The sequence below is a fragment of the Lactococcus nasutitermitis genome (genome assembly GCF_018403765.1).
Lineage (GTDB): Bacteria > Bacillota > Bacilli > Lactobacillales > Streptococcaceae > Lactococcus > Lactococcus nasutitermitis.
The window spans coordinates 390,020-416,598 of the sequence record NZ_BOVQ01000002.1; the positions used below are offsets into that span (position 1 = coordinate 390,020).

The 26,579-nt window shown below is 39.4% G+C and carries 22 protein-coding genes and 1 tRNA gene; 10 read left to right on the plus strand and 13 right to left on the minus strand.

Features of this window, described 5'->3' with window-relative positions; translation table 11 throughout:
* Positions 1–42 precede the first annotated feature (42 nt).
* From KJS36_RS02385 to KJS36_RS02395, 3 genes are all read right to left on the minus strand, one after another.
* Positions 43–3,153, minus strand: a complete 3,111-nt coding sequence (locus tag KJS36_RS02385; RefSeq protein ID WP_213533951.1) for a DEAD/DEAH box helicase — start codon at positions 3,151–3,153, stop codon at positions 43–45.
* A 101-nt stretch (positions 3,154–3,254) separates the two neighbouring features.
* Positions 3,255–4,211: a serine hydrolase domain-containing protein gene (locus KJS36_RS02390; protein ID WP_213533953.1), complete on the minus strand. Its 957-nt coding sequence runs from the start codon at positions 4,209–4,211 to the stop codon at positions 3,255–3,257.
* Between the two features lie 81 nt (positions 4,212–4,292).
* Positions 4,293–5,048: a CppA N-terminal domain-containing protein gene (locus tag KJS36_RS02395; RefSeq protein ID WP_213533955.1), complete on the minus strand. Its 756-nt coding sequence runs from the start codon at positions 5,046–5,048 to the stop codon at positions 4,293–4,295.
* Positions 5,049–5,242: 194 nt separating this feature from the next.
* Here KJS36_RS02395 and KJS36_RS02400 point away from each other — a divergent pair, with 194 nt between their 5' ends.
* The 5 genes from KJS36_RS02400 to KJS36_RS02420 all read left to right on the plus strand — a co-directional run bounded on the left by KJS36_RS02400 (position 5,243) and on the right by KJS36_RS02420 (position 11,141).
* The gene (locus KJS36_RS02400; protein ID WP_213533957.1) at positions 5,243–6,016 is read left to right on the plus strand and encodes a CPBP family intramembrane glutamic endopeptidase; all 774 of its coding nucleotides are present in this window, start codon (positions 5,243–5,245) and stop codon (positions 6,014–6,016) included.
* A gap of 146 nt (positions 6,017–6,162) precedes the next feature.
* Positions 6,163–6,600 (plus strand): universal stress protein, encoded by a 438-nt coding sequence (locus KJS36_RS02405; RefSeq protein ID WP_213533959.1) that lies wholly within the window; start codon positions 6,163–6,165, stop codon positions 6,598–6,600.
* A gap of 68 nt (positions 6,601–6,668) precedes the next feature.
* A complete protein-coding gene (locus KJS36_RS02410; protein ID WP_213533961.1) occupies positions 6,669–7,901 on the plus strand; it encodes an MFS transporter in 1,233 nt (410 codons plus the stop codon).
* Positions 7,902–8,024: 123 nt separating this feature from the next.
* A complete protein-coding gene (locus tag KJS36_RS02415) occupies positions 8,025–10,310 on the plus strand; it encodes a Xaa-Pro dipeptidyl-peptidase (protein WP_213533963.1) in 2,286 nt (761 codons plus the stop codon).
* Positions 10,311–10,430: 120 nt separating this feature from the next.
* Positions 10,431–11,141, plus strand: coding sequence for a gamma-glutamyl-gamma-aminobutyrate hydrolase family protein (locus KJS36_RS02420; protein ID WP_213533965.1), 711 nt, complete (start codon positions 10,431–10,433; stop codon positions 11,139–11,141).
* Positions 11,142–11,148: 7 nt separating this feature from the next.
* Here KJS36_RS02420 and KJS36_RS02425 read toward each other — a convergent pair whose 3' ends face one another.
* From KJS36_RS02425 to KJS36_RS02445, 5 genes are all read right to left on the minus strand, one after another.
* Positions 11,149–11,646, minus strand: a complete 498-nt coding sequence (locus KJS36_RS02425) for an ECF transporter S component (RefSeq protein WP_213533967.1) — start codon at positions 11,644–11,646, stop codon at positions 11,149–11,151.
* Between the two features lie 200 nt (positions 11,647–11,846).
* The gene (gene gltX / locus KJS36_RS02430) at positions 11,847–13,298 is read right to left on the minus strand and encodes a glutamate--tRNA ligase (protein WP_213533969.1); all 1,452 of its coding nucleotides are present in this window, start codon (positions 13,296–13,298) and stop codon (positions 11,847–11,849) included.
* 146 nt (positions 13,299–13,444) lie between these two features.
* A complete protein-coding gene (locus tag KJS36_RS02435) occupies positions 13,445–14,620 on the minus strand; it encodes an MFS transporter (RefSeq protein WP_213533971.1) in 1,176 nt (391 codons plus the stop codon).
* Positions 14,621–14,753: 133 nt separating this feature from the next.
* Positions 14,754–14,825 (minus strand) — tRNA-Glu (locus KJS36_RS02440).
* A 47-nt stretch (positions 14,826–14,872) separates the two neighbouring features.
* Positions 14,873–15,796 (minus strand): DMT family transporter, encoded by a 924-nt coding sequence (locus KJS36_RS02445; protein ID WP_213533973.1) that lies wholly within the window; start codon positions 15,794–15,796, stop codon positions 14,873–14,875.
* Positions 15,797–15,891: 95 nt separating this feature from the next.
* Here KJS36_RS02445 and KJS36_RS02450 point away from each other — a divergent pair, with 95 nt between their 5' ends.
* Both KJS36_RS02450 and KJS36_RS02455 read left to right on the plus strand, forming a co-directional pair.
* Positions 15,892–16,785 (plus strand): LysR family transcriptional regulator, encoded by an 894-nt coding sequence (locus KJS36_RS02450; protein WP_213533975.1) that lies wholly within the window; start codon positions 15,892–15,894, stop codon positions 16,783–16,785.
* 27 nt (positions 16,786–16,812) lie between these two features.
* Positions 16,813–17,304, plus strand: a complete 492-nt coding sequence (locus KJS36_RS02455; RefSeq protein WP_213533977.1) for a GNAT family N-acetyltransferase — start codon at positions 16,813–16,815, stop codon at positions 17,302–17,304.
* 218 nt (positions 17,305–17,522) lie between these two features.
* Here the strand turns inward: KJS36_RS02455 and KJS36_RS02460 are convergent, their stop codons facing one another.
* Positions 17,523–18,053 (minus strand): TetR/AcrR family transcriptional regulator, encoded by a 531-nt coding sequence (locus tag KJS36_RS02460; RefSeq protein ID WP_244842558.1) that lies wholly within the window; start codon positions 18,051–18,053, stop codon positions 17,523–17,525.
* Positions 18,054–18,229: 176 nt separating this feature from the next.
* Here KJS36_RS02460 and KJS36_RS02465 point away from each other — a divergent pair, with 176 nt between their 5' ends.
* Positions 18,230–19,246: an SDR family NAD(P)-dependent oxidoreductase gene (locus KJS36_RS02465; protein WP_213533978.1), complete on the plus strand. Its 1,017-nt coding sequence runs from the start codon at positions 18,230–18,232 to the stop codon at positions 19,244–19,246.
* Positions 19,247–19,400: 154 nt separating this feature from the next.
* Here the strand turns inward: KJS36_RS02465 and KJS36_RS02470 are convergent, their stop codons facing one another.
* Positions 19,401–20,684 carry an MFS transporter gene (locus KJS36_RS02470; RefSeq protein WP_213533981.1) on the minus strand — a complete coding sequence of 428 codons (1,284 nt, stop codon included), beginning with the start codon at positions 20,682–20,684 and terminating at the stop codon, positions 19,401–19,403.
* Between the two features lie 125 nt (positions 20,685–20,809).
* On the minus strand, positions 20,810–22,222 hold the full coding sequence (locus KJS36_RS02475) for an MDR family MFS transporter (RefSeq protein ID WP_213533983.1): 1,413 nt from the start codon (positions 22,220–22,222) through the stop codon (positions 20,810–20,812).
* Between the two features lie 151 nt (positions 22,223–22,373).
* Here KJS36_RS02475 and KJS36_RS02480 point away from each other — a divergent pair, with 151 nt between their 5' ends.
* Entirely contained in the window at positions 22,374–22,865 is a 492-nt protein-coding gene (locus KJS36_RS02480) for a TetR/AcrR family transcriptional regulator (protein ID WP_213533985.1), read from the plus strand.
* Positions 22,866–23,076: 211 nt separating this feature from the next.
* Here KJS36_RS02480 and KJS36_RS02485 read toward each other — a convergent pair whose 3' ends face one another.
* Together KJS36_RS02485 and radA are read right to left on the minus strand one after the other, a co-directional pair.
* Positions 23,077–24,147 (minus strand): PIN/TRAM domain-containing protein, encoded by a 1,071-nt coding sequence (locus KJS36_RS02485; protein WP_213533986.1) that lies wholly within the window; start codon positions 24,145–24,147, stop codon positions 23,077–23,079.
* Positions 24,148–24,384: 237 nt separating this feature from the next.
* A complete protein-coding gene (gene radA, locus KJS36_RS02490; protein WP_213533988.1) occupies positions 24,385–25,767 on the minus strand; it encodes a DNA repair protein RadA in 1,383 nt (460 codons plus the stop codon).
* A 170-nt stretch (positions 25,768–25,937) separates the two neighbouring features.
* On the opposite strand from radA, the gene def reads away from it, so the two are divergent.
* Positions 25,938–26,564: a peptide deformylase gene (def, locus tag KJS36_RS02495; RefSeq protein ID WP_213533990.1), complete on the plus strand. Its 627-nt coding sequence runs from the start codon at positions 25,938–25,940 to the stop codon at positions 26,562–26,564.
* The last annotated feature ends 15 nt before the right edge of the window (positions 26,565–26,579 follow it).

Here is a 26,579-nt window from a genome sequence, read left to right on the forward strand (position 1 = left end):
ATAATTCTAAAATGTCTCATTTTCATTATAGCCTATTTTTTATCATTTGGGAAGTCCAATCCCTAATATTTCTCGAATTTCTAATTCACTTAGCGTTTTATCAATGATATCGCCCTCAAGAACGTTTGCAATGAGGTCTTTTTTCCGTTCTTGGATTTCCATAATTTTCTCCTCAATCGTCCCTTGAGTGATAAGTCGAATGACTTCAACTGTATTTTTTTGTCCCATACGATGAGCACGTGCTATGGCTTGTTCTTCGACGGCAGGATTCCACCAAAGGTCAACAAGAATGACTACATCTGCTGAAGTTAGGTTTAAACCAACACCGCCAGCTTTTAATGATACTAGAAAAGCATCACGACTTCCAGCATTAAAGGCTTGAACCATAGAAAGTCTGTCTTTCACAGGAGTTGAGCCTGTCAGTTCATAGCAACTGAGGTCAAGTTCGTCCATAATATTTTTTATAAATGGAAAAACTTTTGTAAATTGAGAAAAGATGAGTGGACGATGCCCAGAATCTTTGACTTGTTCTAAGAGTTCTTTTAACCGTTCTAACTTCCCTGAACTTCCTTTGTAATCTTCCATAAATAGAGCTGGAGTATTACAGATTTGTCGCAATCGTGTGATGCCTGCTAAAATCTCAATTCGTGAATGTGAAAGTGCTTTGCTGTCCATTGCCATCACTTGACGTTGCATAAGCTCTAACTGAGCAATATAAATTACTTTTTGATCTTCTGCTAAGACATTGTAAACTGTTGTTTCCATTTTTTCTGGTAATTCTGTCAGCACATCTTCTTTTTTACGTCGCAGGATAAATGGCTGGATGAGACGAGAAACAACGTTTGGTGCAAGTTTGTTGAATTTGTCTCGAGGAGGTAAAAATCCTGGCATTACTACTTGAAAAATTGCCCAAATTTCTTCGATACGATTTTCAAGTGGCGTTCCTGACAAAGCAACTGTGTGTTCTACTGAGAGATTGGCAAGTGCTTTATTTGTTTTACTGCTATAGTTTTTTACAACTTGCGCTTCATCAAGAAGAAGATAGGTAAGGTCTTTTTCTTCATAGGCTGGCGCATCTTTTAAGAAGCTTCCGTAGCTTGTGATATAAATCTGATGCTTAGCTTCTATCATCGCATCTCTTTCGGCTTTTGTCCCATCAACGACTACAAAATCTATTGTATCTGTAAATTTTTCAAACTCACTTGCCCAGTTATAAGTCAGGCTGGCTGGTGCCGTAATCAACACATTCTCATTTTCTTTTAATACTGAAAGAAGATAGGTAATTGCTTGGACTGTTTTTCCAAGTCCCATATCGTCTGCCAAAATACCACCAAGTTGATAATGACTGAGCATACTCAACCAGCGAACGCCTGTTTCCTGATAAGGTCTAAGTTCTGCTTTGATATGCTCTGGTTTTTCGTAAGGATAATTTTCTGGGTGAATTAAGTCTTCGTAAAAAGATTTGAATTTCTCTGAAAATGATGTACCTGCAATATGTTCAAAAATTTTAGACACTTGAAAACTGCGATTTGCATTGACTTCAAGATGATTGCCATTGATTGTGAAATTATCATCTAGTTCACGTAGTGCAGATTTTAAGCTATTGAATTTTTCATCAAAAAGGTAAAATTTGCCATCTGAACTTACAAAATATGTGGCATTTTCTTGAAGTTTTTTGATAACATCAGTAAATTCATTTTCAGAAACGTTGGGCATATCAAAGGAAATATCTAAGAGACTGCCACGTTGGTCGATAAGAATTTCTGGTATTTCGTCCATTTTTAATGCGCGTAATGTCGCTGAAAGAATGACTTCGCCTAATTTTGAAAAGGCAGGAAGGATATTTACAAAAAAGTTTTCTGTAAGTAAGTTGGGAATGCTAATGCTACTATTGAATGCTTTTGCAAAACCAAAGCGTTCCATAAGTGCGAATATTTTTGCTTCTTTGCGTAAATCTCGTGAAAAATCTAATGTTTCTAGGTCATGAAAACTTTCAATATTGAAATCTCCATAGTCAAAGCTGACAGATAATGTCAATGTTTCATCGTCAATTTTATCAAAAGAGAAATACGGTTCAAAGTTTTTAATAATAAAATATTTTGGCGCTTCAATCTCGGCAAAGCTTGAAAGTTGTTGTAGAGCTTGCGCTAATTTGTCCTTGTCAGAATATAAAAATCTGATGCTTGTTGTTTGTTGAAATTGCTTATCTAATAGTTTTATGAGGCGCTGCTGCTCAGGATTGACTTGATGAAAGGCATTGTCAAAGTAAAGGAGAGCACCGTCGTAAAAGCTGTAATAATCTTCTGTTGAGCCTTTTAGCTCAATATAATCACGTTCACTTTTTACTCGAAAATGAAAAATGGTTGCACTCGCTTCTAGGGGAACAAAACTGAAATAATTGATCGGTTTTCCCCCAACTTTGAGCGTGAAATTTTGCAAATTTGCTGCTAAATCCATTCCTTCTTCCAAATATAAATAAGGGAGATTAAGGTATCGACCACTTTTGACAAATAAGGATTTTATGAAATTTTCATCTGTTTTTCTATCAATTTTTAATAAAAAATTTAAAAAATCTTGGCTTGCTTCGTCAAAATTGTCAAACAAGAGATTGATATAATGACTTCCCATAGAATATTGTCCTGAATTATTTAGAACACGTAAAAAATAGGGAATGTCTTTGATAACATAAGAACGTCCTAGATGGTCACTGTGCAAGCGGAGGTCAAAATACAAAAAATCTTCCAAGGAAAAAACGTCATAAAGTCGGTCATTTTCTTCTACTTGGATTTCTATGGAATATTGTTCTGTTCCAAAATTGAGCTGGTTTTTGCCGTTAATGATATCTAAAAATTGCGTATTTTCTGCATAGGGACTTTCTTCTGTTTTTGCCGCTTCTCGCTCGGATTTTTTTTCTTGAAATTCTTCGTTCTTCAGATATTCTTCAATCGCCGCAATATGTTTACAATAACGGTGATTTTGTTGAAACATTGCGCAAGAACAATAATCTTGAGCGCCGTCTAAGTCATATATAACTTGTTCTCCATCAATGTCCGCGGTTAATTTGAATTCCGCTTCAACTGGGTCAGCCAAAAGTCCTGCTTCATAGAGTTCTACTCCTTCGCTTCGCACTTTTGCGGGCATCATTCTACTCATTATCGTTCCTCTTTTTTTGCCAATTTCTCTTTGAAATTTTGCGTATATTATACCATTTTTTCATCTTTTTTTCCAATTTTTCTTAATAAAAAAGACTGATGTCAATTATCAGTCAGATTTTCTATGAATTTTTGAATTAATTTATCACGTTGAATAATCCACTTTGCACGTTCATCTTTGAAATAAACACGATTTGATAGGAAAATGACGGCTTTTTTTGTTTGTAAATTCATCAAAATAAATGTTCCTGTGTAGCCTGTGTGCAAAAGCCAATCTTTCTGTTCGCCCACCAAATCCCAGGCTAAACTTCGTTGTTTTTTGCCTTGCGCAAAATTTTTGACAAGTTGTAAATACTTTTCGTCAGAAAAATATCCTTTCACAAATTTTGACAAATCTGTCAAAGTGGAAAATAGACCTGCTGAGCCACAATGAACACCGAGAACACGCGCTTTTGGGTCGTGAACTGTCCCAGCGGGAATTGTCAAATTTGCGGGAACCGCATTTTCTACTGGCCCATACATTGTCTCATTCATTTGCCATTTTTCAAATACTTTTGACAGAAAAATCTCATTTAATGATTGGTCAAAAATTTCTTCCAGCATAAATCCTAACAAAATAAAATTGATATCTGTATAAAGAAATGTCTTGTCATCAGTGACAGAAATATGATTTATAGCTATTTTTAATTCGTCAGCTGACAATTCATCTCGGTTTAGAATGAACGGATTTATCCCAGAAGTGTGTGTCAAAAGTTGACGTAAACTAATAGAAGAATGAGAAAATGCAGGATAATATTTTATCAATGGAGCATCTAATTCTAGCTCTCCAGCAAGAATCATATCAATCACAACTGTCCCCGTTCCAACGACTTTTGTCACAGAGGCTAAATCCCAGTGCATATCGGGTTGGAGCAATTTTTTCTCTGGTAAAATTGATGAGAAACCTGAAATGAATTCATTGACATTATCATTTTCCAAAACAGCAAAATTTGCAGCAGGAAAAATCTCATTTTCCTGATAGTCATTTATCATTTCTAAGATTTGTTGTTCATTTCTCATTATTTTCACCTGCTATTTTTATTTTTGACAGCTCTGCCGTAGAGGCTAGAGAATTTATTCTTAGTCTGTCAAAAACTTTTTTCATTTTACAAACCAAATTTCCATTCCATTTGGTGCTGTCAATACAAGTGTTCTTGCTGATTTGTCTAAATAATTTTTGACAGTTTTGTCAAAATTTTCTTCAAAGGCTGAGAGGTCAAATTCTTTCTCAACTCCAAAACGCAAAAATTCCAAATCCAATGTTTCATCTGAAGCAACATTCAAATCTTCATCATCACTAGTTGTAAAAAGAATTTTCGTTGATGCGACTGTCAATTTTTCATCCAAAATTTCTGTCAAAAAATCTTTAGTTGCAGAATTTGTAACATTCACCTTGATTTCTTCCACTTCAAAATTTGACAGACCTGTAAAATTTTGTCGTACAGAAAAATTGATAGCTGACTTCGCAATTTCTGTCAAATGAGAATTTTCATTATCTGTTAGCACAAAAACATCATTTTCAGGAGAAATTGCCTCAAAAGCATAGCCAGTTTCTGTCTGATACACTTTGGAAATTTTTTCCAACTGTCCAGCTAAAAGTTGTATGATTTCCTCACGATTTGCCTTGATAACTGTCAATCCATGCTTTTTAGCACCATTTGCAGAACGCAATCCTGGTGATTCTTCTAAGAGCAAATGTGCTTTTTTAGCCTCATGTCCTCCGAGCCAAACCATTGCTCCTTCTTCCATCAGCACTTTAAATCCTAATACGTCACGGAAAAAGTTCAAATTTTCCTCACGATTTAAAACACGATAAACAGGCATCACTTCTGTTATACTTTTCAAAATTTCACTCACGGCAGCCTCCAATAATTTTGCACATTTTTTTATCTTTGAAACGAATTAACTTCCATCTCTCATATCTGAAAAATTGCATACTTCTTATTCTCTTATTTTCGCAAATTTTTGTCAAATTATCAAAGATTTGCTCGCGGATTAAAAATTCACTTTAATTTTATTCATCGCAAGCTCTTATATGATACAATGAAAGCATGATTAACCACATTATAAAATACCGCTGGTTCTGGCTTTTATTTCCTGTTTTACTTTTCACATCTTTCTTTTCTTTCGGAAAAAATCTTGTGGATTTTGCCACTACAGCTCTGATTATTTATCTTCTAGGACTTCTGTTTGTGTACAACAAAGGGCGCTGGATTGCACTCTTTGTACTTTCTTTACTTCCTACAATAACTTCTAGCTTTCTGGCTGAAGCGCATCATCCTAATGCAACACAAAGCATTTCCATTTTCTTTCTCATCTTTTTCGTTGCGCTTTTCATCTCTTATTTCATTGCAAGAAAGCCTGAAATTATACCCAAAATTTCATTCAAGCAATTTCCAATAGTAAAAATTATCATTGGATTTTTCTGCATTCTTATCCTTTCTTATCTCACAGGAATTGTCGGACAAGTCACGCATAGTGCCACCACGGAAAATCAAGCCGCACTCAATCAACTTGAAACATCTATTCCATTTGTGATTTTTGCTTTTCAAGTTATTTTTGCTGGATTTTTTGAAGAACTCACTTATCGTGTAGGTATTTTTGAGATTGTTTTTGCAAAACATCCAAAACTCGCTTTTATCACAGCTACCGTTCTTTTTGCATTTATGCACGGGCCAACTGACCTTTATAGTTGGCTTACTTATGGTTTGATGAGTTTAACTCTCACTATTTTTTATGCAAAATATCGTAACTTTTACCTGAATATGTCTATCCACATTCTTTGGAATATGTTTGGTCTATTTCTCCCTCTTTTATTAAAATAAACTCATATAGTCCCCCTGAAAACGGTGTTAAATTAGATTTTTCTCAGAAAACGGCTTCATTCATGAAAATTCTTTCATTTAGCTTAGAATAGGGGTATAATTACTAGTGAAAATATTCTTAAACTCATATTTAGAAAGGTTATTATATGAATGATTATCAAAAAATCCTAGTCGGTCTTGATGGCTCTGTAGAATCCACAAAAGCCTTTGATACCGCGCTTGCCACTGCGCTTCGTAATGATGCCGAACTTATCTTGGTCAACGTCATTGAACTACGCTCTTACCAGTCTATCGCAACCTATGATACAATCGTTGCCGAAGACCACCAAAAGGGCGCTGAACTGCTCTTGAAAGACTTTGCCGATGAAGCAAAACAAGCCGGTGTCAAAAAAGTCACTACTTTCTTGGAATATGGTTCTCCAAAAGTAATGATGGGCACAACCATCCCAAAACGTGAAAACGTTGACCTCATCGTCCTTGGTGCTACTGGTATGAGCTATATTGAACGTATCTTTGTTGGTTCTGTCGCTCAATACATTATTAACCATGCAACCTGTGACACACTCATCATTAGAGGAAAATAAAAAATATTTTCTTCTTATTGCACTTTTAACTCCAAATTTATTATTTATTTTTTAGAAACGAGAAACTTATGAAAAAAGAAAGTATTTTTACCCCTACTTTCATCATCAACACCCTTATTAACTTTTTATTCTACTTAGTCTTTTATCTTTTGACTTCATCTATTAGTACTTATGCTTTGCAAGAGCTTCATCAATCTACTGTTGTTAGCCTTTCACTTTCTAGTATTTTTGTCATTGGCGCCTTAATCGGTCGTCTTTGGACTGGTAATGTCGTTATCCGCATTGGTATGAAACGTCTTCTCTATGTCGGAGGTATCATTTTCCTTGTTTTAACCCTTGGTTATTACCTTACAAATAGCGTTCCTGTCCTTTTCCTCATTCGTACGATTGAAGGAATCGGATTTGGTATTGGCGCTACTGCTTCTGGAACAATCGCTGGACACGTTGTCCCAGCAAGCCGACGAGGTGAAGGAATTGGTTATTATGCTTTGTCTGTTACGATTGCCGCCGCTTTTGGACCTGCTCTAAGTATTTTAATCTACTCACATTACGGTTTTTCAGTATTGTTGATGTTAGCTGTTATATTGCTTGTTCTTACCTTTGCCATGATTTTCTTTGTCCATGTCAAAGAAGTTTCCAAAGATGTTCTTGCTACTGAGCTTCCTAAACAACCTAAAGGTTTAGATAAATATCTTGAAAAAGCAGCTTTACCTATTTCTATCGTTGCTTTCCTTGCTGGTTTCATTGATTCTGCTATTTTGACTGGTATGGGTGACTTTTCTACCTACCTCAAAATCCCACTTGCTGGTTCATTATTCTTTACCTTCTACGCTATCCTTATTTTGATTTCACGTCCATTGACTGGTCGTATGTTTGATGCAAAAGGTGATAACTGGGTTTTCCACCCACTCTTTGTCTTCTACGCTATCGCAATGCTTCTTGTAGGTTTAGCTGGCTTCTTTAACGCAACAGTCGGCTTTGCCTTGCTATTGGTTGCTGGTGCTGCTTTTGGACTTGGTTATGGTGGTGTTGCTCCTTTTGGTCAAGCAGTCGCCATTCGCGATGCTAAACCTGAACGTATCGGTGTTGCAACCTCTACTTTCTTTGGTTTCCTTGACCTCGGTGTTGGTGGCGGTCCTATGATACTTGGTGCAATTATCCCAATGCTTGGTAAAGGAATGGTCGGTTTCCGTAATCTTTTCTTATTGAGCGCTCCTGCTGTTATTATCGTTTGGATTATTTATATTCTTATCCACGGACGTTATCAAACAGCAAAATATAAAGAAGCTCATAACAAATAAAATCATCTTAAAAACGTTCAGCTTTAGTGCTGTGCGTTTTTTCTATAAAAAAGTATGTGCAAGTTTGTGTGAAATTTGCTATAATTGTCTAATATTATCACGATTTTTTTAAGGGGGAAATAAATGAAATTTAATCACTTTTCTATTGTTAAAAAGAGTTTTACTGATAAACTCAAAGATTTAGATAGTCTGGGCTTTCGTTGGTCAGTTTTTTGGAGCGAAAAAAAGATTTTGAAAGATTTTCTTATCATTGCTCCGATTGATATGACAGCACTTCAAGCTACTAAAAATCTTGACGTTCTAGAATTTTTTAAATCTGATGAAGATTTGGATTGGGAGATTTTTTGGACAGTTGCTTTGCAACTTTTAGATTTTACTGTTAATTTTGACTTTGAAATAGGGAAAGCACATGATTTTGCTCAATCTTTAAATTTGCCTGAAGTGGCTGGAGAGTTGGAAAGTGAAAAACTTATTTCTGCTCTCTATCTTTTACTTGCCAGTCGGCGTTTAAATGGTATGACTTTAGTTGAGCATTGGGTTTCAGAGGGGCTACTGCCTGTTGATAATCGCTATCACTTTTTCAATGATAAGTCTCTCGCCAGCTTTGATACAGCACATCTAACACGCGAAACTGTCTGGGTGGAAAGTTCTGTCGATACTCTCGGACGTGGAAGTTATGACCTAATCAAAGTACAAATTATTCGTCCTTCCTACGATGGAAAACTTCCTGTTGTGATGACCGCAAGTCCTTATCATCTTGGAACCAATGACAAAGCAAATGATGCGCAACTTCATGAAATGAAAACTGAACTCGCAGAAAAAGAAAAGCATGAGATTTCTGTTGAAAATCGTCTGCCTAAATTAGAAAGTTATGAAAAAGATGAGAAAGCTGTGGATGATGAAGCAACAATGCACTTCTCACACGGCTGGACTTATTCTTTAAATGATTATTTTCTTGCTCGTGGTTTTGCGTCTATCTACGTTGCAGGTGTTGGTACTCGTGGTTCTGATGGTTTTCAAACTTCTGGTGACTATCAACAAATTTATGGGATGACTGCAGTTATTGATTGGCTCAATGGCCGCGCACGTGCCTTTACTAATCGTAAAAAAACGCATGAAATTACAGCTTCTTGGGCAAATGGAAAAGTGGCAATGACTGGGCGTTCTTATCTTGGAACAATGGCTTATGGTGCTGCTACAACAGGTATTGATGGACTTGAAGTTATTCTTGCTGAAGCTGGTATCACTTCTTGGTACAACTATTATCGTGAAAATGGCTTAGTCCGTTCACCTGGTGGTTTTCCGGGGGAAGATTTGGATGTTTTAGCTGAATTTACTTATTCTAAAAATCTGGATGGCGCTGATTTCTTAAAAAATAATGAAAATCATCTTAAACTTTTATCAGAAATGACAACTGCCTTGGACCGTACTTCAGGTGATTACAATCAATTTTGGCATGATAGAAATTATTTACCAAATATTGCAAATGTAAAAGCGGATGTGCTGATTGTGCACGGTTTACAGGATTGGAATGTTACTCCTGAACAGGCTTATAACTTCTGGAAAGCTCTCCCTGATGATGTAGCAAAACATATTTTCTTGCATCGCGGAGCGCATATAAATATCAATAACTGGTTATCTTTGGACTTTTCTGAGGCAATAAATAATTATTTTGTGGCAAAATTATTAGATAAAGAATTAAATCTTAATCTTCCTCCTATTATTTTGCAAGAAAATTCTAAAGAACAATCTTGGAAAGCTGTAGATGATTGGGGAAGTGTTGAAGTAACTAAACTTCCTTTAGCAAAAACATCTGTTTCGATTGCAACTTTTGAAAATCATTATGAAACAGATAAATTTGAAAAATATAGCAAAGATTTTCATGAATTTAAGAAAGATTTGTTTGTTGGAAATGCAAATTCTGCTGTCATTGATTTGAAGTTGACTGATTCTATTTTATTAAATGGAGCTGCTGAATTAGAGTTAAGATTAAAATTAAATGATACAAAAGGTTTATTATCTGCCCAATTATTAGATTTTGGTGAGAAAAAACGTTTGCCAGATGTGAGTCGGGTACTTGACTTTAAAGCTATTGACCGTGGACACAATTTCCAATTAGAGGATTTACGTGAAATTCCTTTAGTTAATAGTCCTTATCAAGTAATGAGCAAAGGTTTTTTAAACTTACAAAATCATGAGAATTTGATGAGTATTAGCGAGATTAAAGCAGATGAATGGTTTACTGTCCGTTTGAAATTGCAACCTACGATTTATCAATTAGAAAAAGATGATAAGTTGCGCATTCTCTTGTATAGCACGGATTTCGAGCATACTGTTCGTGATAATCGTGATGTCACTTACAATATTGACTTATCTCAGTCAAAACTTATCATTCCTTGCGAAAAATAATTTTTGACAGTTTTGTCAAAAACTTTTTAACTTATAAAATACCATGATTCGTTTTTTATAAGTCTGTCAAAGAAAAAATTTATTACAATTAGAATAGAAATTTAAAAATGGAGGTGAAAGTTGTCCGTTATTGGTATTTTAGGAACACCGTACAATATTGTTGAAAAGTCCCCTTTTTGGTGGAATAAAGTCACTTATACACGTCAAGGATTTATTGATGTCTTGCAAGAATTGGGACATACTGTGCTTATTATTCCCGCAGATAAACCTGAAAATGCAAAAAATCTTATTCATTTAGTGGATAAAATCGTGCTAACAGGTGGTGCAGATATTTCTCCTCAATTTTACAATGAAGAACCCTCACCACGATTAGAAACTACGAATCCTGACCGCGATGCTTTTGAGATAGCTGCGATTGAAGCTGCACTTGCTGAAAAAAAGGCAATATTTGGTGTTTGTCGAGGTATTCAGATATTGAATGTTTATTTTGGTGGCACGCTTTATCAAGATTTGAGTGATTATCCCGGAACTGTTGTAAAACACCGGCAAGCCCCAACTCCGCAGGAATTTCCGATTCATTCTGTGACGGTTAAGCAAGATAGTCTTTTGGATTTTTTACCTGAAAATTATTTTGTGAATTCTTTTCATCATCAAGCACTCAAAGAACTTGCACCTTGTTTGACAGCTATTGCTCATGCTTCTGATGGCATTATCGAAGCTGTGGAAAATAAAGAAAAACGCGTTCTTGCTGTTCAATGGCACCCAGAATGTACTTGGCAAACAGAAAAATTTGATAAACAACTTTTTCAATTTTTTGCTGAAAAATTATAAAAAACACTCATTTGAGTGTTTTTATTCTCTTAAAAATGAAAATTATCAAAGGAAAAAATAAGAAAGTGGAGACCGCATGAGCTAGGTCAAACGGCAGTCCCGCTAGCCAATAGCCAATAAATCCGCCTGTCCCAAAACCAAATAAAATTCCTGAAAATATATCAATCAGTGCGCCATAGAGTAGCGCGAGAAGTCCAGAAAAAATTGACAGGATTAAATTATTTTTTGACAGTTCTGTCAAAAACTTGAAAAGCAAAATAATCAGTCCATAAACAATAATTTGTCCCAAAATAATCGGTGAGAATCCCAGTAAAATCCCTGTGACAGTCATCGTCAGTGCCATAATCACCAGACTATCTGCCAGTCCAAAATAAAGAGCAAAGACAAAAAAGAGTGCCGTAATTGGTTTAATATTTGGCAAAGCTGCCATCCAAATCCGCAAGACGCAACATAAGGCTGTGAGGATTGCCAATCTTGCGAGACGCTGAATAATTACTTTTTTCATTGATTTTCCTGTTTTTCTATTTTCGTCAAAAAAATTCTATCAGAATGATAGAACTTTTTATTTTTGACAGTTCTGTATAAACATACTAGGCTATCCGTATCTCCGCTTCGCTACGCTGTCCATTCGCATCATGTGGCTAAAGCCACAGGCGAAGTGGCAAATGAGAAAGCTCATAACGGCTTGCCTATGTCAAAAAATATTTACTTAGCTAAAGCTGCTTCCATGTGTTTCAAGGTTGTTTCCTTACCAAGTAACTCAATCGCATTGTGGAGTTCTGGGCCGTGCATTGAACCTGTTGAGGCGATACGAATAGGCATCCAGAGATTTTTTCCTTTGATACCTGTTTCTTTTTGCGTTTCTTTGAAAAGTGGGAAGATATTATCTGCAACAAAATCTGCTTCTGGAATTGCTGCTAATTTTTCCATGAATGCCTTAATCGCAATCGGTGAGCTTTCTAATGCCATCATTTCTTGCTCTGTCTCATCCCAAGCAGGTAATTCATCAAAGAACATATCTGTTAAGCCAACGATTTCTTCGGCTGAGCGAAGTTGTGGTTGGTAGAGCGCAACAAACTTCTCGCCACGTACATCCCAACGTCCGGCTGCTTCCAAAAATGGACGGCAAAGAGTAACGACCTTATCAAGACTGGCGTGCTTGATATAGTCATTATTCATCCAATCAAGTTTTTTCTGGTCAAATGCTGCTGGTGCTTTGCTCAAACGTTTTTCATCAAACAATTTAATCAATTCGTCTTTGGAGAAAATCTCATCATTTCCGCCAGGGTTCCAACCTAAGAAAGCAATGAAATTAAAGACGGCTTCAGGCATATAGCCCTTGCTCTTGTAATCTTCGATAAATTGCAAAGTGTTTGTATCGCGTTTTGAAAGTTTTTTACCTGTTTCAGAATTGATAATCAATGTCATGTGACCAAATTCTGGTGCTTCCCAACCAAGTGCTTCATAAATCATCAACTGTTTTGGTGTATTTGCGATATGGTCATCGCCACGAATCACATGAGAAATTTCCATCAAATGGTCATCTACAACGACCGCAAAGTTGTAAGTTGGATAGCCATCACGTTTTTGAATGACCCAATCACCACCGATATTGCCACCTTCAAACTCAATATCGCCTTTGACAATATCATGCCACTTGTAAAGACGTTCATCATGCACTTTCAAGCGCACCGTTGGCACAATCCCAGCTGCTTTACGTTCTGCAACATAAGCTGTTTTTTCTTCATCAGACATTCCACGGTATTCATTGACATAATGAGGCGCTTCTTTCGCAGCTTCTTGACGTTCGTGCTCTGCGGCAAGTTCTTCTTCTGTCGCATAAGAGTAATAAGCCGCACCATTTGCGAGTAATTCGTCAATATATTTTTGGTAAATATCCAAACGTTCTGACTGACGGTATTTTTCATGTGTTTCAGGACTTTCGTCCCAATCCATCCCTAGCCAACGCAGATTTTCCAACTGTGAACGTTCTCCATCTTCGACATGACGTTTGCGGTCAGTATCTTCGATACGGATAATGAACGTCCCATCATAATGACGTGCAAAAAGATAGTTAAAGAGCGCAGTACGCGCATTTCCGATATGTAAAAGTCCTGTTGGACTTGGTGCATAACGCACTCGAATGTTATTAGACACTTGTTTCTCTCCTGATAATCAACAAATTTATAGCAAGTCAATTTGGCTTGTAATCACTTCTATTTTATCATAAAAATGTGGATTTGGCAGAGCTTACCTCGGGAAAAAATAAATCGAGACATAAAAAAATCCAGATATCTGGATTTTTATTTTGCTACTTTTCTACCATGAATGAGCCAATAAATCACAATAATCACAAGGACAAAAATGGCTGAGTAAAAATAGAGATTGCGATAGCCTGTCATTGGGACAATCAAGCCAAGAAAAAGTGGGCCTAAGCCGACACCCATGTCATAAAGGCTAAAAAATGTTGAAGTGGCGATACCAATACGCTCAGAGGATACTTTGCGAATGGAAATGGTTTGTCCAAAAGGTAGAAAAGAACCATAACCCAGTCCAACCAGTGCGGCTGCGCCAAACAAGACGATGCTCGTTGTTGAAAGTCCCGTCACCAGCAAACCAAGCGCAAACAAAACTAAAGTTGGATAAAGGACAAAATTGTCGCCTTTGCTGTCAAACAAACGTCCTGTGAGTGGACGAGAAATGAGGATAAAAATCGCATAAACAACATAGAATAAACTACCAGCTGTGACAAGTCCGATTTCTGCGGTGAAATTTGCCATGAAGGTTAGAATTCCTGCATAAGCGACACCAATCAAAAATCCGATAAAGCCCATTGGTAGAGCTGTTGTTTCAAAATAATTTGACCAATGGAAACTCTTTTTTTCTTGTGTTGCCATGATGTCAATGACGTGCTGAGGAATTTTCAGGAAAAATGAGCCGATAAGTGCCAAGCCAAGGACAATCACTGAAAGAATAAGTAAAATTGAATAATCAAAGGTATGATAGAGGAAAATCGATAGGAAAGGTCCAACTGCTGAGGCGAGTGTGAGTGACAAGGTGAAATAGCCAATTCCTTCCCCTCGACGACTGGCAGGAACAACAAGTCCAACGAGTGTACTGGTTGCTGTTGCCGCAATCCCAAAACCGACACCGTGCAGGCAACGAATGAAAAGGAGCAGCCAGATGTTTGAGATAAAGAAATAAAAAAGGTTCATTATCAAGTAGAAAATAATGCCGATATAAAGCATTCGTTTGAGCCCGATACGATTGATTGTATTTCCCGCCCAAAGTCTGCCAAGAAATGAGCCGATAATGAAAATACCTGATAAAAAGCCGGCAAGTCCTGCGGATGCATGGTCCTGTGTCATCGCAACAGTGCCGATAATGACGGTTAAAAGATAGAAAACGAGGTAAAAAATAAAGCTGATAGCCATGGTAATGCTAAAAGTACTCGTCCAGATTTTTGCTTTTTGATTCATAATGTCTCCTAAAATAATATTGAAGAACGAAAGGAAAGTTTGATTTTCACAAAAAAAATTCTAAGAGAATGATAGAAAAATGAAACTTCTATAATTCTCTTAGAAAAAGCTGTAAGACTTTTTTGTTCTTCTATCACTCCAAGGGGAATCGAACCCCTATTGCTGGAATGAGAAACCAGATTCCTAACCGTTAGAAGATGGAGCGTGACAATATTTCCATTATATGCTTTGGAAAGTAGTTTGTCAATTATTTTAGGACGAATGTTTGCGGTTATAGATGTTGTTGGCAATCAAGGCGCTGATAACGATGGCGGCGCCGATGATTTCAAAACTGCCGACTTTGTAGCCGATAACGGCGCTGATGATAAATGAAGTGACGGGAACGATATTCATAAATAAAATACCGTTAATTGGGCTGACGATGCGATTGCCTAAATTCCAAGTGAAAACGGCGATAACGCCTGCTGGAATGACCATATAAAGCCATTCTGGTAGAATTGAGCCGACGGCGTTACTTGTTGGGATATGGAGCCAACCCGCGGCTGTGGCGATAGCGAGGAGGACAATGACGGTACCAATTCCTAAAATCGTACTGAGTGTGGAAAAGCGTAAAATCGACCAATCTGTGAAATCTGCGCCTCCTGTGGTATAGATAACCCAGCACAGTGCGCCAAGGAGAATGAGGACGACAGCAATCAAGGTGTGACTGCCTGATGTAAGAATGCTGAGATTGCCATTCGTCACGACGAGAAGCACGCCGATGAGTGCAACTGCCATTGACAAAAGTGCGACTTTTGTTGGTCGTGTGCCACGATAGACGCGAGCAACGAGGACGGCAAGGAGAGGCTGAACTGCCATGAGGACAGAGGTAATGATACTTCCAGAATTTCCTGCCATTTTTTGTCCGGCAAAGGCGAGGAAGGAATAGCCGGCAATCGCTGATGAGCCAAGCAACCAAAGTTTGAGGAGATGACCGTCCATGTGAAAGGCTTTTTTGCCTTCGGTAATCAAGAGTAAAATTGCGAATATAATCGCAACGGAGCCGTAGCGCATGAGCGTGAAGTAAAAAGGGTCAATAACTTTGAGGACTGGCTCCATGACTGGAAATTGACTGCCCCAAAAAATCGTGGAAATGAGACAGAGTGCTAATCCTAGTAGATAGTTGTTTTTTTGCATTTTTGATAAACTCCTTAAATATGTTAAAATAAGTATAGTTGAATTTTTCAAGAAAAGGAATGGTCAATCTTGCATGGGAGCTATGCAGATTTGACATGGTGGGCGTTATGAATCTTCGAGGGGTGTCTGTAGATAGTTTGCAAAATTTCATCGCTGTGGCTGATAATGGTTCTATTTCGCGGGCTGCGGAAAAACTGTATGTTGACCAGTCGTCGATTTCCAGACGGATTCGCGCTTTGGAAAATGATTTGGATAGTCAGCTTTTTGAGCGCTCGTCGCGCGGTGTGGTACTCACAGCTTCTGGTGAAATGCTTTATATTTTTGCTGAAAATTTTTTGACAGACTTGTCAAAACTGACAGAAAATTTGACAAGCAAAAAAGAGCTGGCTGGTTTGAAAATCGGGACTTATGATAGCGTTGCTTCAACGATTTACTCGGATTTTTTTGTGCGTGAAATGTCACATCTGCAAGAAGTTTTTGTGGTCAATGATACGGCGAAATTGACGGAAGCATTTAATGAGCGGCTTGATGCGCTGATTGCTGACCATGAGCTGGCGGAGCAGTTGAGTGGAAATATGCTGGAATTATCGCTTTTTGATGAGGATTTTTGCATGGTTTATGCACGTGCTTATCATGATTTTACGGAAAATACGGTGCTGTCTGCGCTGGATTTACAGGATTTTGAGCTGTTGCTGCATCTAACGACTTGCCCGATTCATCAAAAAATTTCACAGGCTTATCGGGAATTGGCTGAGCCATTGCCGAAAATCCATGAGGTAGAATCTGCAACTTCTAATGTTGCTTTCGTGGAAAATTCGGAGATGGTGACAATTTTGCCGCGTTCTGTTGCTGAAAGTTTTGTGGCGCGCAATGAAAAACTGTCACTCGTGCCGCTGGAAAGTCGCTTTGACCGGCACATTTCACTCTTTGCGCGAAGTCAGGAAATCATTGAACGGCTCAATGTTGCTGGTCTGGAAAAATTAAAATAAGAAAAATTAAAATAAAAGGAGAAAAAAATGAAATTTACTTACGATTTTGCAAAAGCTGAGGATATTGATGATATCATGACGATTGAAACCTCATGTTTTACCCCTGAGGAAGCTGCATCGCGGGCATCAATGATTGAACGGATTGCGCTGATTTCGGATACTTTTTTGGTTGCCCGCAATGAGGACGGTCGTGTGGTCGGCATGGTCGTTGGGCCGACATCGCCTGAGCGCTATTTGACAGATGATTTGTTTGAACATTCACGGGCAAATTTGCCGACAGATAAGGTGCAGACAGTGGTAAGTCTGGCGGTGCTGGCGGATTATCGCAAACATGGTTTGGCTGGCGAATTGCTCAAACGCTTGGCAGAAGTTGACAGGTCAGCTGGACGCGAAATTATCAGTCTGACTTGTCTGGAGTCGCTTGTGCCTTACTACGAAGCGCACGGATTTGTCAATGAAGGCGTTTCTGCCTCACAGCACGCAGGCGAAACTTGGTACAATATGGTTTTCAGTTTATAAATTTTTTTGACTGATTTATCAAAATGAGAATCAGATGATAAAATCACCTTTGACAGTTCTGGATAACCCAACTAGCATATCCGTAAAGTAAGCAAGCTCACAACGGCTATCCTATGTCAAAAATGAGAAAATGAAAATCAGATAAAAAATGCTTTTGATAGTTCTGTCAAAAGCATTTTTGTATGGAATTGAAGTTTTGACAGTTCTGTCAAAAATATTTATTCATGAAATTCAATGACCATTTTAACAACTTCTTCGCGACTTTCTGGACAATTATTTTTTGCCCAATTTCCGAGAACATAGAACAAACCTGCCGCCATAAAGTCGTTCCAGAACTGGCGTTTCGTGCCGACATAATCTGTCCATGTCGTTGTGTCATTATAAAAATCAGCAATTTTTTCTGCGAAAACTTGGAAAATCAGCAGATAATAGCCAGCGCGCGTTGCTTTGCGGATTTCCTTGCCCTGATTGGCAAAAAAATTGACAAATTGCTCTGCTAAAAGCTGACTGTTGAGATTTGGCATTTTTGACAGTTCTGTCAAAAAATTTTCATAAATCGGCGTGAAATAGGTCAGCACAATCTGCTCTTTATTTTTAAAATGGCGATAAAAAGCAGGACGACTGACGCCCGCACGTTTGCAAATGTCAGTCACAGCAAGCTCTGTCAGCGTTTTTTCATCCAAAAGTTGCATCGTCGCCGTGACAATATAGTGATGAAATTCATAAAATTGTTCTTTTTTGTCTGACATTTTTTCTCCTATTTTTTTGACAGTTCTGTCAAAAATTTTTCCTGTTACAGATTGGTCAATCTGTCTATTTTACTGCTTTTTCGCGCATTTTTTCTTGTCAAATTTTTCTTAATCTGCTAAGATAACATCTGTAACGTAACAACTGTTACTTTAACATTTTACGGAGAATTATTCAAATGAATGAGCAAAAAGCTATCGAAAATTACCATTATAATTTTAAAACGAGCGTTAAAAAAATCATCAAAAACCGCGATTTGACTGGAAAAATCGTAGTTGTGACAGGCGGATATTCGGGAATTGGACTTGCCACTGTACAAGCACTCGCATGTGCTGGTGCACGAGTTGTCGTCCCAGCACGCAGGATTGACGTCGCTCAAAAAGCGCTCGCAGGGCTGGTAAATGTCAAGATTTTCCAGATGGATTTGATGGCGCCTGCCAGCATTTCCCGTTTTGCCAAGGATTTTCTCAAAGAACATGAGCGCCTCGACATTCTCATCAATGCAGCTGGCATCATGTACGTCCCTCTGCGCCGTGATAAGCGCGGGATTGAGAGCCATTTTGCGACCAATCATCTCGGACATTTTCAGCTAACGCTCGCCCTGCTTCCTGCTCTTAAAAAGTCTGGTAATGCCCGTGTTATCAACCTTTCGAGCCGTGCTCAGCAATCTTCGTCCTTGCTTGACGACTGGAATTTCACGGACACGCACCATTACACGCCGCAGCTCGGCTATCAGCAGTCGAAAACCGCGAACGTCCTCTTTAGCGTTGCCCTTGATGCCCGCGGAAAAAACGCCGGTATTCGGAGCTTTGCGGTTCATCCGGGAATGATTCCCACGACAAATATCGGCCGTGAACACTTTCAGTTTCGTCCTTGGCAACGCGAAATCGCTGAGAAATTGTTGTTGGTTCGTGTTTCTGACTTTTTCAAAGCTCTGAGAGTTGGCTTTGACCGCAGTAAATACCGCTATTTCAAGACCATCCAGCAAGGTGCTGCGAGTGTCGTTTGGGCGGCAACAAGTCCTGATTTAGCTGATAAAGGCGGACTTTATCTTGAAGATTGCAACATTGCGCGCTTGATGACGGAAAATGAAGCTGACAATTTCTCAGGCGGTGTGCGCCCGCATTCTATTGACCCACGCGCCGCTGAGCGTCTCTGGCAGATTTCCGTTGAGCAAACAGGAAGCGATTTTTGACAAAAAAATAAACGGTAACCAGCCGTTTATTTTATTTAGGAGTAAACTTTATGAAAAAATTTTTATTGGAATAAATTTATTATAGCCAAGTCAGCTTAATTCTCACTCAAGCAAAACTAAATTTGAGCTAAATTTTTTGACAGAACTGTCAAACTTATTTTTCAATCGGACGACCTCTTTTTGTCAATCCGTGTGCCAAACGCGTCCGTTGATTGGCATGAATACTGTATTTTTCTAAGGTTGTGCCTAATATTACTGCAGCGAGTAGTCCAAAAGCGCCGAGCAACCAGATACCGCCTGCCAAAAATCCAACTTCTGCACCTGCTGCCACCAGCAAAGGCCCAGCCGCCGAACCCGTATCGCCAAACATTCGACAGGTCGCCAGAAACTGCGCCCGATAATCGCTCGGCGCCATATCTGCGCTAATCGTCATAATCATCCCCGCGCCAATACTATTTCCCAAGCCCATCGCGAGCGAAACAATCGCAATCGACCAGACACCATGCGTGAAGGGGATAAGCAAAATCGAACCACCCAAAATCACCATCGAAGGAATTGCCACCCAAAGTCTGCCGAAACGGTCCATCATCCGTCCCGCAGGATAGAAAAGTAGCGCATCAAGTAGCCCTGACAATCCGTAAACATAACTCGTCACCGAAGCCGACAAGCCAATGTGCGCTGACCAGAGCGGTAGCGCCGTATTTGACGTTTGGCGCACCGCACCAACCAGCACAATCGCCAATCCCAATGTCATGAACATCTTCGCATTTTTTCGCAAAATAAACCCTGAACTGACTTGCGCTGCTTTAACTTGGGCTTCCGTTTTTGGTGTTGCAATCTCAGGCACGGCAAAAACGACAATCCAAGTTACAATCGTCAAGACGACCGCCGTCCAAAAAGCTCCAGGCAGCCAATCTTGCGCTTTTCCCGCAACATTCATCGCGAAAATTGACATCACAGCACCACCAAAAAATGGGCCAATCAATGAGCCAATTCGTGTCATCCCGCCCAGCATTGACAAGGCGAGCGAACGTTTCATCGGCGGTGTCACTTCTGTTAGATAGGCTTGTCTTGCTAGGACAAAGAGCGCATTGACCATCCCAAGCACAAAAATACCGAGCGCAAAGATTTCCCAATTTGGCGCGAAAGCACACATGATGAGCAGCACAATCGTCACCGCCGCACCATAGAGCATTGCTTTTCTATCGCCCAGCCGCGTTGCCAGATGTCCCGCAGGAATATCTCCAACCACTTGCCCAATTCCCAAGAGCGCGACGATAAACGCCGCAATCGCCGCATTTGCGTGCAAATGTAAAGCTGTCAGCGGAATGACCGGTGTCACCGCACCAATCCCAATCTCATAAATCATCGTTGGCAGATAAACACTTGCCAACTGTTTCCCAAAAGTCAACGGCTTTTGTGTATTTTCAGAAGTCACTTTTTGTACACTTTCATCAAAATTTTTATCTTATTAAATTATAGCAAAATTTCCAAACTGTAAGTGTTCTCTGAAAATATGAAAAAATTTTTTGACAACTCTGTCAAAAAATGTTCTCAGTCTCTTTAATATTCCGGCACATCAACTTCTTCTTTCAGCACGGAAATCATCGCGTCTGACAGGGGTAATTCTTTCATCAATACAGCAAGCACGAAACTTACCAGCATCAGAGGCACGAGCCAGCTATAAAGCCGTCCAAACGCTGCTACTGCTGTCAAATGCTTCATGCCATCATTGAGCAAGGTTCCCATGATTGCCGCAGCAAAAGCGCCACCAAGACTTTTAAAGAAATTTAATGCGCCTGTTGCCGCACCCAAATCTTGATAAGGTGCCGCATTTTGTCCAGCAAGCAAAGCAACTTGAATCATCAGCCCTTGCCCAATTCCAGAAAGCACCAACAGCGCAATCAACTCCAGCAAAGATGTCCGCACCGTCAACATTCCCAAAAATAAACTGGAAATTCCCATCAAAAAGCTCCCAATAATCGGATAAATCTTGTATTTTCCCGTTTTCGTGATAATCGGTCCTGTCACCGCCGAACCAACGACCAGCCCCAACATCATCGGAATAATCACTAGCCCCGCACGACTTGCACTAAAACCACGCACCGTCTGCAAATACATCGGTGTAAACAACATCAGCACAAACAAAACGAAGCTCGCCAAGGCAAATTGCAAACTAGAAATCGCAAAAACTGACTTTTTGAACAATCCCAAAGGCAATATCGCCTGTTTTCTACGTCTTTCCACGAAGATAAAGCCAAGCATACTCAGCACCGCCAACACAATCAACCCAATAATCAATGGCGAAGTCCAAGCCACAGTATTCCCGCCCCAAGTCGTCATCAACAAGAGTGACGTGGTAAAAAGTGTTGCCAAAAATCCGCCCAGAAAATCAACCTGCCCAACTTTTCGTACTTTTGGCAAGTGCAATAAAGTCCCCAGCAGCACAAAAGCCAGCACACCAACCGGAACATTGATATAAAAAATCCAACGCCAGCTCACCGTCTGAGCAATGAAGCCACCAAGAAATGGCCCAGCAATCACCGCCAATGACGGTACAATCCCTAAAAGTGCCTGATAAGCGCCACGTTCTCGCGCCGGCACCAAATCACCGACCGTTGCCTGAACCAGCGCTGTCAAACCGCCACCGCCTATTCCCTGAAAAGCACGCATGACAATCAAGAACAGCATCGTCGGTGCTAAGCCAGCAAGGGCTGAGCCGAGTAGGAAAATCACAAGCGACACTTGCAGCACAATTTTTCGTCCCTGCTGGTCGCCCAAACGTCCAAATAACAAAGTCGTCACCGAACTTGTCAGCAAATAAGCCGTCGTCGTCCACGCCACATATTGTGGCTGCGCCAATGACTTCGCGATACTCGGCAAAGCTGTTGCGACAATCGTCTGGTCAAGTGACGAAACAAATAAAATCAACATTAACGGCACCATTATCAGTAAGAGCGAATTCGTTTTTTTCATGATAAATCCTCTTTCTTCAAAAATGTAACTAAGTTACTTTTTATAAAATTCATTATACACATTCTCATCTACTTTGTCAAAAATAAAGTAACCAAGTTACATTATACTATTTTCACTTGCCAAAGATAAGTAACTGAGTTACAATGTAATCATGAACAGAGAAGAAAAAAAACGCGCTAAACGCGAAGAAATTGTCGCAAGAAGTCTCGCTCTTTTCAGCGAAAAAGGCTACGATAACACAACAACCGCTGAGATTGCTGTGGCTTGCCAAATTGCCAAAAAAACCCTTTTCCAGTATTTTCCCAGCAAAGAAGACATTATTTTTGAAAATGAGCGCGAACTTCTTGAACAGATTTTAGAGGTCATCAACGATAGCGCAACTCCTTGGCAGACTTACCTTGACTGGCTCAAAAGCCTTGAGCAGGAAAACGAAGAAAATCTCTCGCTCCCCGCACTGATTCGCGCCACGCCAGCACTTCACGACCGCCTTTTGCGAATGTGGGCAATGTATGAAAATGAAATCGCCCAAGCATTTGACAATAGCCTGAGCGCGACTATTTTAGCAGCAAAGATTGTCCTGCCTTGGCGCCTCGTTTTTGAGCGTGATTACACCATTTCCCAAATTATAAAAGAACTCGCATAACGCGAGTTTTTTTGACAAAACTGTCAAAACTTAGTCTCAAAATTTTTGACAGAACTGTCAAAAAAAGAACATGAAAATTCTCATATTCTTTCTCAAAAAATGTAACAAACTTTTTTGACAGAACTGTCTAAGGGGCTTGGTACTTCAGCACCTAGACTTCTCGGACAGGCTAAGCTGATAGCAACACTGTCAGTTTGTCCCCTGTCAAAAACTATTTCTTAATCAAATCAGCAAAAATCATCCGTCCAGCACTGGTCTGCAGCACTTTCGCCACTTCCACGCGCACCGTCTTATCAATCATTTTCGCTGTATCTTCGATAACAATCATCGTGCCATCTGGCAAGTACGCCACACCTTGCTGGCGCTCAGAACCTGCACGAATAATCGTCACATCAATCGTTTCGCCAACGACCAACTGTGTCTTTACCGCATTTGCCAAATCATTGATATTCAGCACTTTCACACCTTGAATTTCAGCAACCTTATTCAGATTAAAATCATTTGTAACCAATTTCGCACCCGTTTCACTTGCAAAACGGAGCAACTTCGTATCCACTTCGTGAATATCTGAATAATCTTTATCTGAAATTTCAACATTATCAAATTCCTTCAACGTATTGACCAAATCCAGCCCGCGCCGACCTTTAGCACGTTTTAACGCATCCGAACTATCCGAAATCAACTGCAATTCCAAAATCACAAAATTCGGAACAATCACTTTATCTGAAATAAATCCTGTCCGCAAAACGTCCAAAATCCGACCATCAATCACGGAACTCGTATCCAGCACAATCTGATTTTCCACAACAGTAGCAACTTCAGTTGAATTTTCATGCGCAATGATTTCTTTACGTTTCCGAGAAAAAACTCGAACAATCTCATCTCCACGACGATTGAAAACCACATATCCCAGATAAATCAAGCCCAAAATTAGCAAAAATGGAACGACACTACTCAAAACAGGAACATTCCACAAAATCAAAGGAATACTTCCCAAAACACCTACAACCAAACCTACAACAGCACCAATAAAGTTGAAAACAAGTTTCGACATATTGATATTGATAACTTTACTCTCAATTTGTGAAAAAACACGAGACAGTGTACCGGCAAGAAAAAATGAAATAATAAGAAAAATAATGGCACCAATTAAACCGTTCACGACCCCATGATCAAAAACATTACGTTCCTGACCCACCAACCGCCACACAGGTGGCAAAGCCGCAACTCCTAGGGATGCCCCAACAATAGCCATCAAAAGATGGATTATCCAACGACGCATACAATATTCCTTTCTGAATATAAAATTGAAGTTTTTCATGTAGCACTTGTTTAATCTTCCAAGTTTACCTACAACGCAGACCATTTCTTATCTAAGCACAAAATAGTATGACTACAGCTCATTTACTAATCTAAAAAACGAATGTAATCTCAAAAAGCCTCTATGCTAATTATAACACAAGGTCTATAAATATTCCTAAATTTAGCCGTTTTCATAATTTGTCATCATCTACAAAAATCAACCAAAGACAAGTTTTAAACATTCTTCCAGAGTCGTCACACCGATAACTTTGACATTTTTAGGAATTTCAATACCGGAAATACTATTTTTCGGTGCATAAACCTTCTTAAATCCTAATTTACTTGCTTCATTGATACGTTGCTCAATCCTCGTCACACGCCGAATCTCGCCAGTCAAACCGATTTCTCCAATGAAACATTCTCGTGCATCTGTTGGTTTTTCACGATAACTTGATGCAATCGCAACAGCAACAGCCAAATCAATCGCTGGTTCATCCAATTTAACACCACCTGCAGATTTCAAATAAGCATCCTGATTTTGCAATAATAAACCTGCACGTTTTTCAAGTACAGCCATGATCAAACTCACACGATTAAAGTCCAGTCCAGAAGTTGTTCGCTTTGCATTTCCAAACATTGTTGGTGTTGTCAGTGCTTGAATTTCCACCAAAATCGGACGTGTTCCCTCAAGCGCACAGACAATCGCCGAACCTGTGGAACCTTCCAAACGCTCCTCCAAAAAGACCTCAGAAGGATTTGTCACTTCTGCTAATCCATGACTTTGCATCTCAAAAATCCCAATTTCATTGGTTGAACCAAAGCGATTTTTTACCGCGCGCAATATCCGAAAAGTATTTTGACGTTCTCCTTCAAAATACAAAACAGTATCCACCATATGCTCCAGCATTCTAGGCCCCGCAAGTTGCCCTTCTTTTGTAACGTGTCCAACGATAAAAGTCGCAATATCATTCGTCTTAGCAATCTGCATCAACTCGCCCGTCACTTCACGTACCTGACTGACCGAGCCTTGTGTACTCTGGATTTCTGGTGTCATGATTGTTTGGATAGAGTCGATAATCAAAAAATTAGGTTGCAAACGTTCCACTTCTGCACGAATAGCTTGCATATTTGTCTCTGCATAAAGATAAAAGTCTCGGTCAATATCTCCCAAACGTTCCGCACGAAGCTTGATTTGTTGGGCAGATTCTTCTCCTGAAACATACAACACGCGTCCACGAGAAGCAAGTTGTGTAGAAACTTGCAAAAGCAAGGTTGACTTCCCAATCCCAGGGTCACCACCAATCAATACCAAAGAACCTGGCACAATCCCACCACCTAATACACGATTAAATTCTTCCAAATCTGTCGGCACGCGCGGTGTATCAAAAAGCTCAACTTCATCAAGTTTCATGGGTTTTGAGCGTTCTCCCGTTAAACTCACACGTTGATTTTTGACTTCAGCAATTTCAACTTCTTCAACAAATGAACTCCATTCCCCACAGTTTGGGCAACGGCCAAGATAACTTGCTGATTTATAGCCACAATTTTGACATAAAAAAGATGATGATTTTTTCTTCGCTATTTTATTTTCCTCTTTCATAATATAATACGATATTTTTCACGAAATGTAACCAAATAGTTGATATTATTTTAACACATTATCGCTAAGCTTAAAAGTTTTCGCACTATCGCAACCTCCTTTTTCATGATATAATTTAAATATAGATAAAAATATAGGAGGAAAAATCCCATTTTCGGGATTTATATAAAATGTCAATTCAAGAAAATATAATCAAAGCAAGTCATCTCATTAACATGGACGACATCGTCCGTGAAGGTTATCCAACTCTACGTGAAGTCGCTGAAAATGTAACTTTGCCCTTATCTGATGAAGATATTCGTCTAGGCGAAAAAATGATGGAATTTCTGCGTAATTCACAAGATCCTGTTCTTTCTGAAAAAATGGGCTTGCGTGGCGGTGTCGGTCTTGCTGCCAATCAGCTCGGCATTCTCAAAAAAGTGATTGCTGTTCTCGTGCCAAATGACCCAGAAGTTGATGAAGATGGCAATGAAATCGCCCCAACCGAAGCTTATAAAATGCAAGAAATCATGTACAATGCACGCATTATCAGCGAATCCGTCCAAGAAGCTGCACTAGAAGGCGGCGAAGGTTGCCTCTCCGTTGACCGCGATGTCCCTGGTTTTGTCGTACGTCATGCGCGCGTTACCGTTGAGTATGTTGATAAAAATAGCGAGAAGAAAAAAATCCGTCTGAAAGGCTTTGAGTCCATGTGTGTGCAGCACGAAATCGACCATACAAATGGTATCATGTTCTACGACCACATCAATCCTGAACAACCTTGGGCTGTCAAAGATGGAATGCTCGTTATCCAATAAAAAAAGTTTTTGACA

What these genes read in the sequence shown, in the direction of transcription:
- KJS36_RS02385 (WP_213533951.1), bottom strand. Translation starts at nt 3,153, where the DNA reads ATGAGTAGAATGATGCCCGCAAAAGTGCGAAGCGAAGGAGTAGAACTC.
- KJS36_RS02390 (WP_213533953.1), bottom strand. Translation starts at nt 4,211, where the DNA reads ATGAGAAATGAACAACAAATCTTAGAAATGATAAATGACTATCAGGAA.
- KJS36_RS02400 (WP_213533957.1), top strand. Translation starts at nt 5,243, where the DNA reads ATGATTAACCACATTATAAAATACCGCTGGTTCTGGCTTTTATTTCCT.
- KJS36_RS02405 (WP_213533959.1), top strand. Translation starts at nt 6,163, where the DNA reads ATGAATGATTATCAAAAAATCCTAGTCGGTCTTGATGGCTCTGTAGAA.
- KJS36_RS02410 (WP_213533961.1), top strand. Translation starts at nt 6,669, where the DNA reads ATGAAAAAAGAAAGTATTTTTACCCCTACTTTCATCATCAACACCCTT.
- KJS36_RS02415 (WP_213533963.1), top strand. Translation starts at nt 8,025, where the DNA reads ATGAAATTTAATCACTTTTCTATTGTTAAAAAGAGTTTTACTGATAAA.
- KJS36_RS02425 (WP_213533967.1), bottom strand. Translation starts at nt 11,646, where the DNA reads ATGAAAAAAGTAATTATTCAGCGTCTCGCAAGATTGGCAATCCTCACA.
- KJS36_RS02435 (WP_213533971.1), bottom strand. Translation starts at nt 14,620, where the DNA reads ATGAATCAAAAAGCAAAAATCTGGACGAGTACTTTTAGCATTACCATG.
- KJS36_RS02445 (WP_213533973.1), bottom strand. Translation starts at nt 15,796, where the DNA reads ATGCAAAAAAACAACTATCTACTAGGATTAGCACTCTGTCTCATTTCC.
- KJS36_RS02450 (WP_213533975.1), top strand. Translation starts at nt 15,892, where the DNA reads ATGGTGGGCGTTATGAATCTTCGAGGGGTGTCTGTAGATAGTTTGCAA.
- KJS36_RS02455 (WP_213533977.1), top strand. Translation starts at nt 16,813, where the DNA reads ATGAAATTTACTTACGATTTTGCAAAAGCTGAGGATATTGATGATATC.
- KJS36_RS02460 (WP_244842558.1), bottom strand. Translation starts at nt 18,053, where the DNA reads ATGTCAGACAAAAAAGAACAATTTTATGAATTTCATCACTATATTGTC.
- KJS36_RS02465 (WP_213533978.1), top strand. Translation starts at nt 18,230, where the DNA reads ATGAATGAGCAAAAAGCTATCGAAAATTACCATTATAATTTTAAAACG.
- KJS36_RS02475 (WP_213533983.1), bottom strand. Translation starts at nt 22,222, where the DNA reads ATGAAAAAAACGAATTCGCTCTTACTGATAATGGTGCCGTTAATGTTG.
- KJS36_RS02480 (WP_213533985.1), top strand. Translation starts at nt 22,374, where the DNA reads ATGAACAGAGAAGAAAAAAAACGCGCTAAACGCGAAGAAATTGTCGCA.
- KJS36_RS02485 (WP_213533986.1), bottom strand. Translation starts at nt 24,147, where the DNA reads ATGCGTCGTTGGATAATCCATCTTTTGATGGCTATTGTTGGGGCATCC.
- radA (WP_213533988.1), bottom strand. Translation starts at nt 25,767, where the DNA reads ATGAAAGAGGAAAATAAAATAGCGAAGAAAAAATCATCATCTTTTTTA.
- def (WP_213533990.1), top strand. Translation starts at nt 25,938, where the DNA reads ATGTCAATTCAAGAAAATATAATCAAAGCAAGTCATCTCATTAACATG.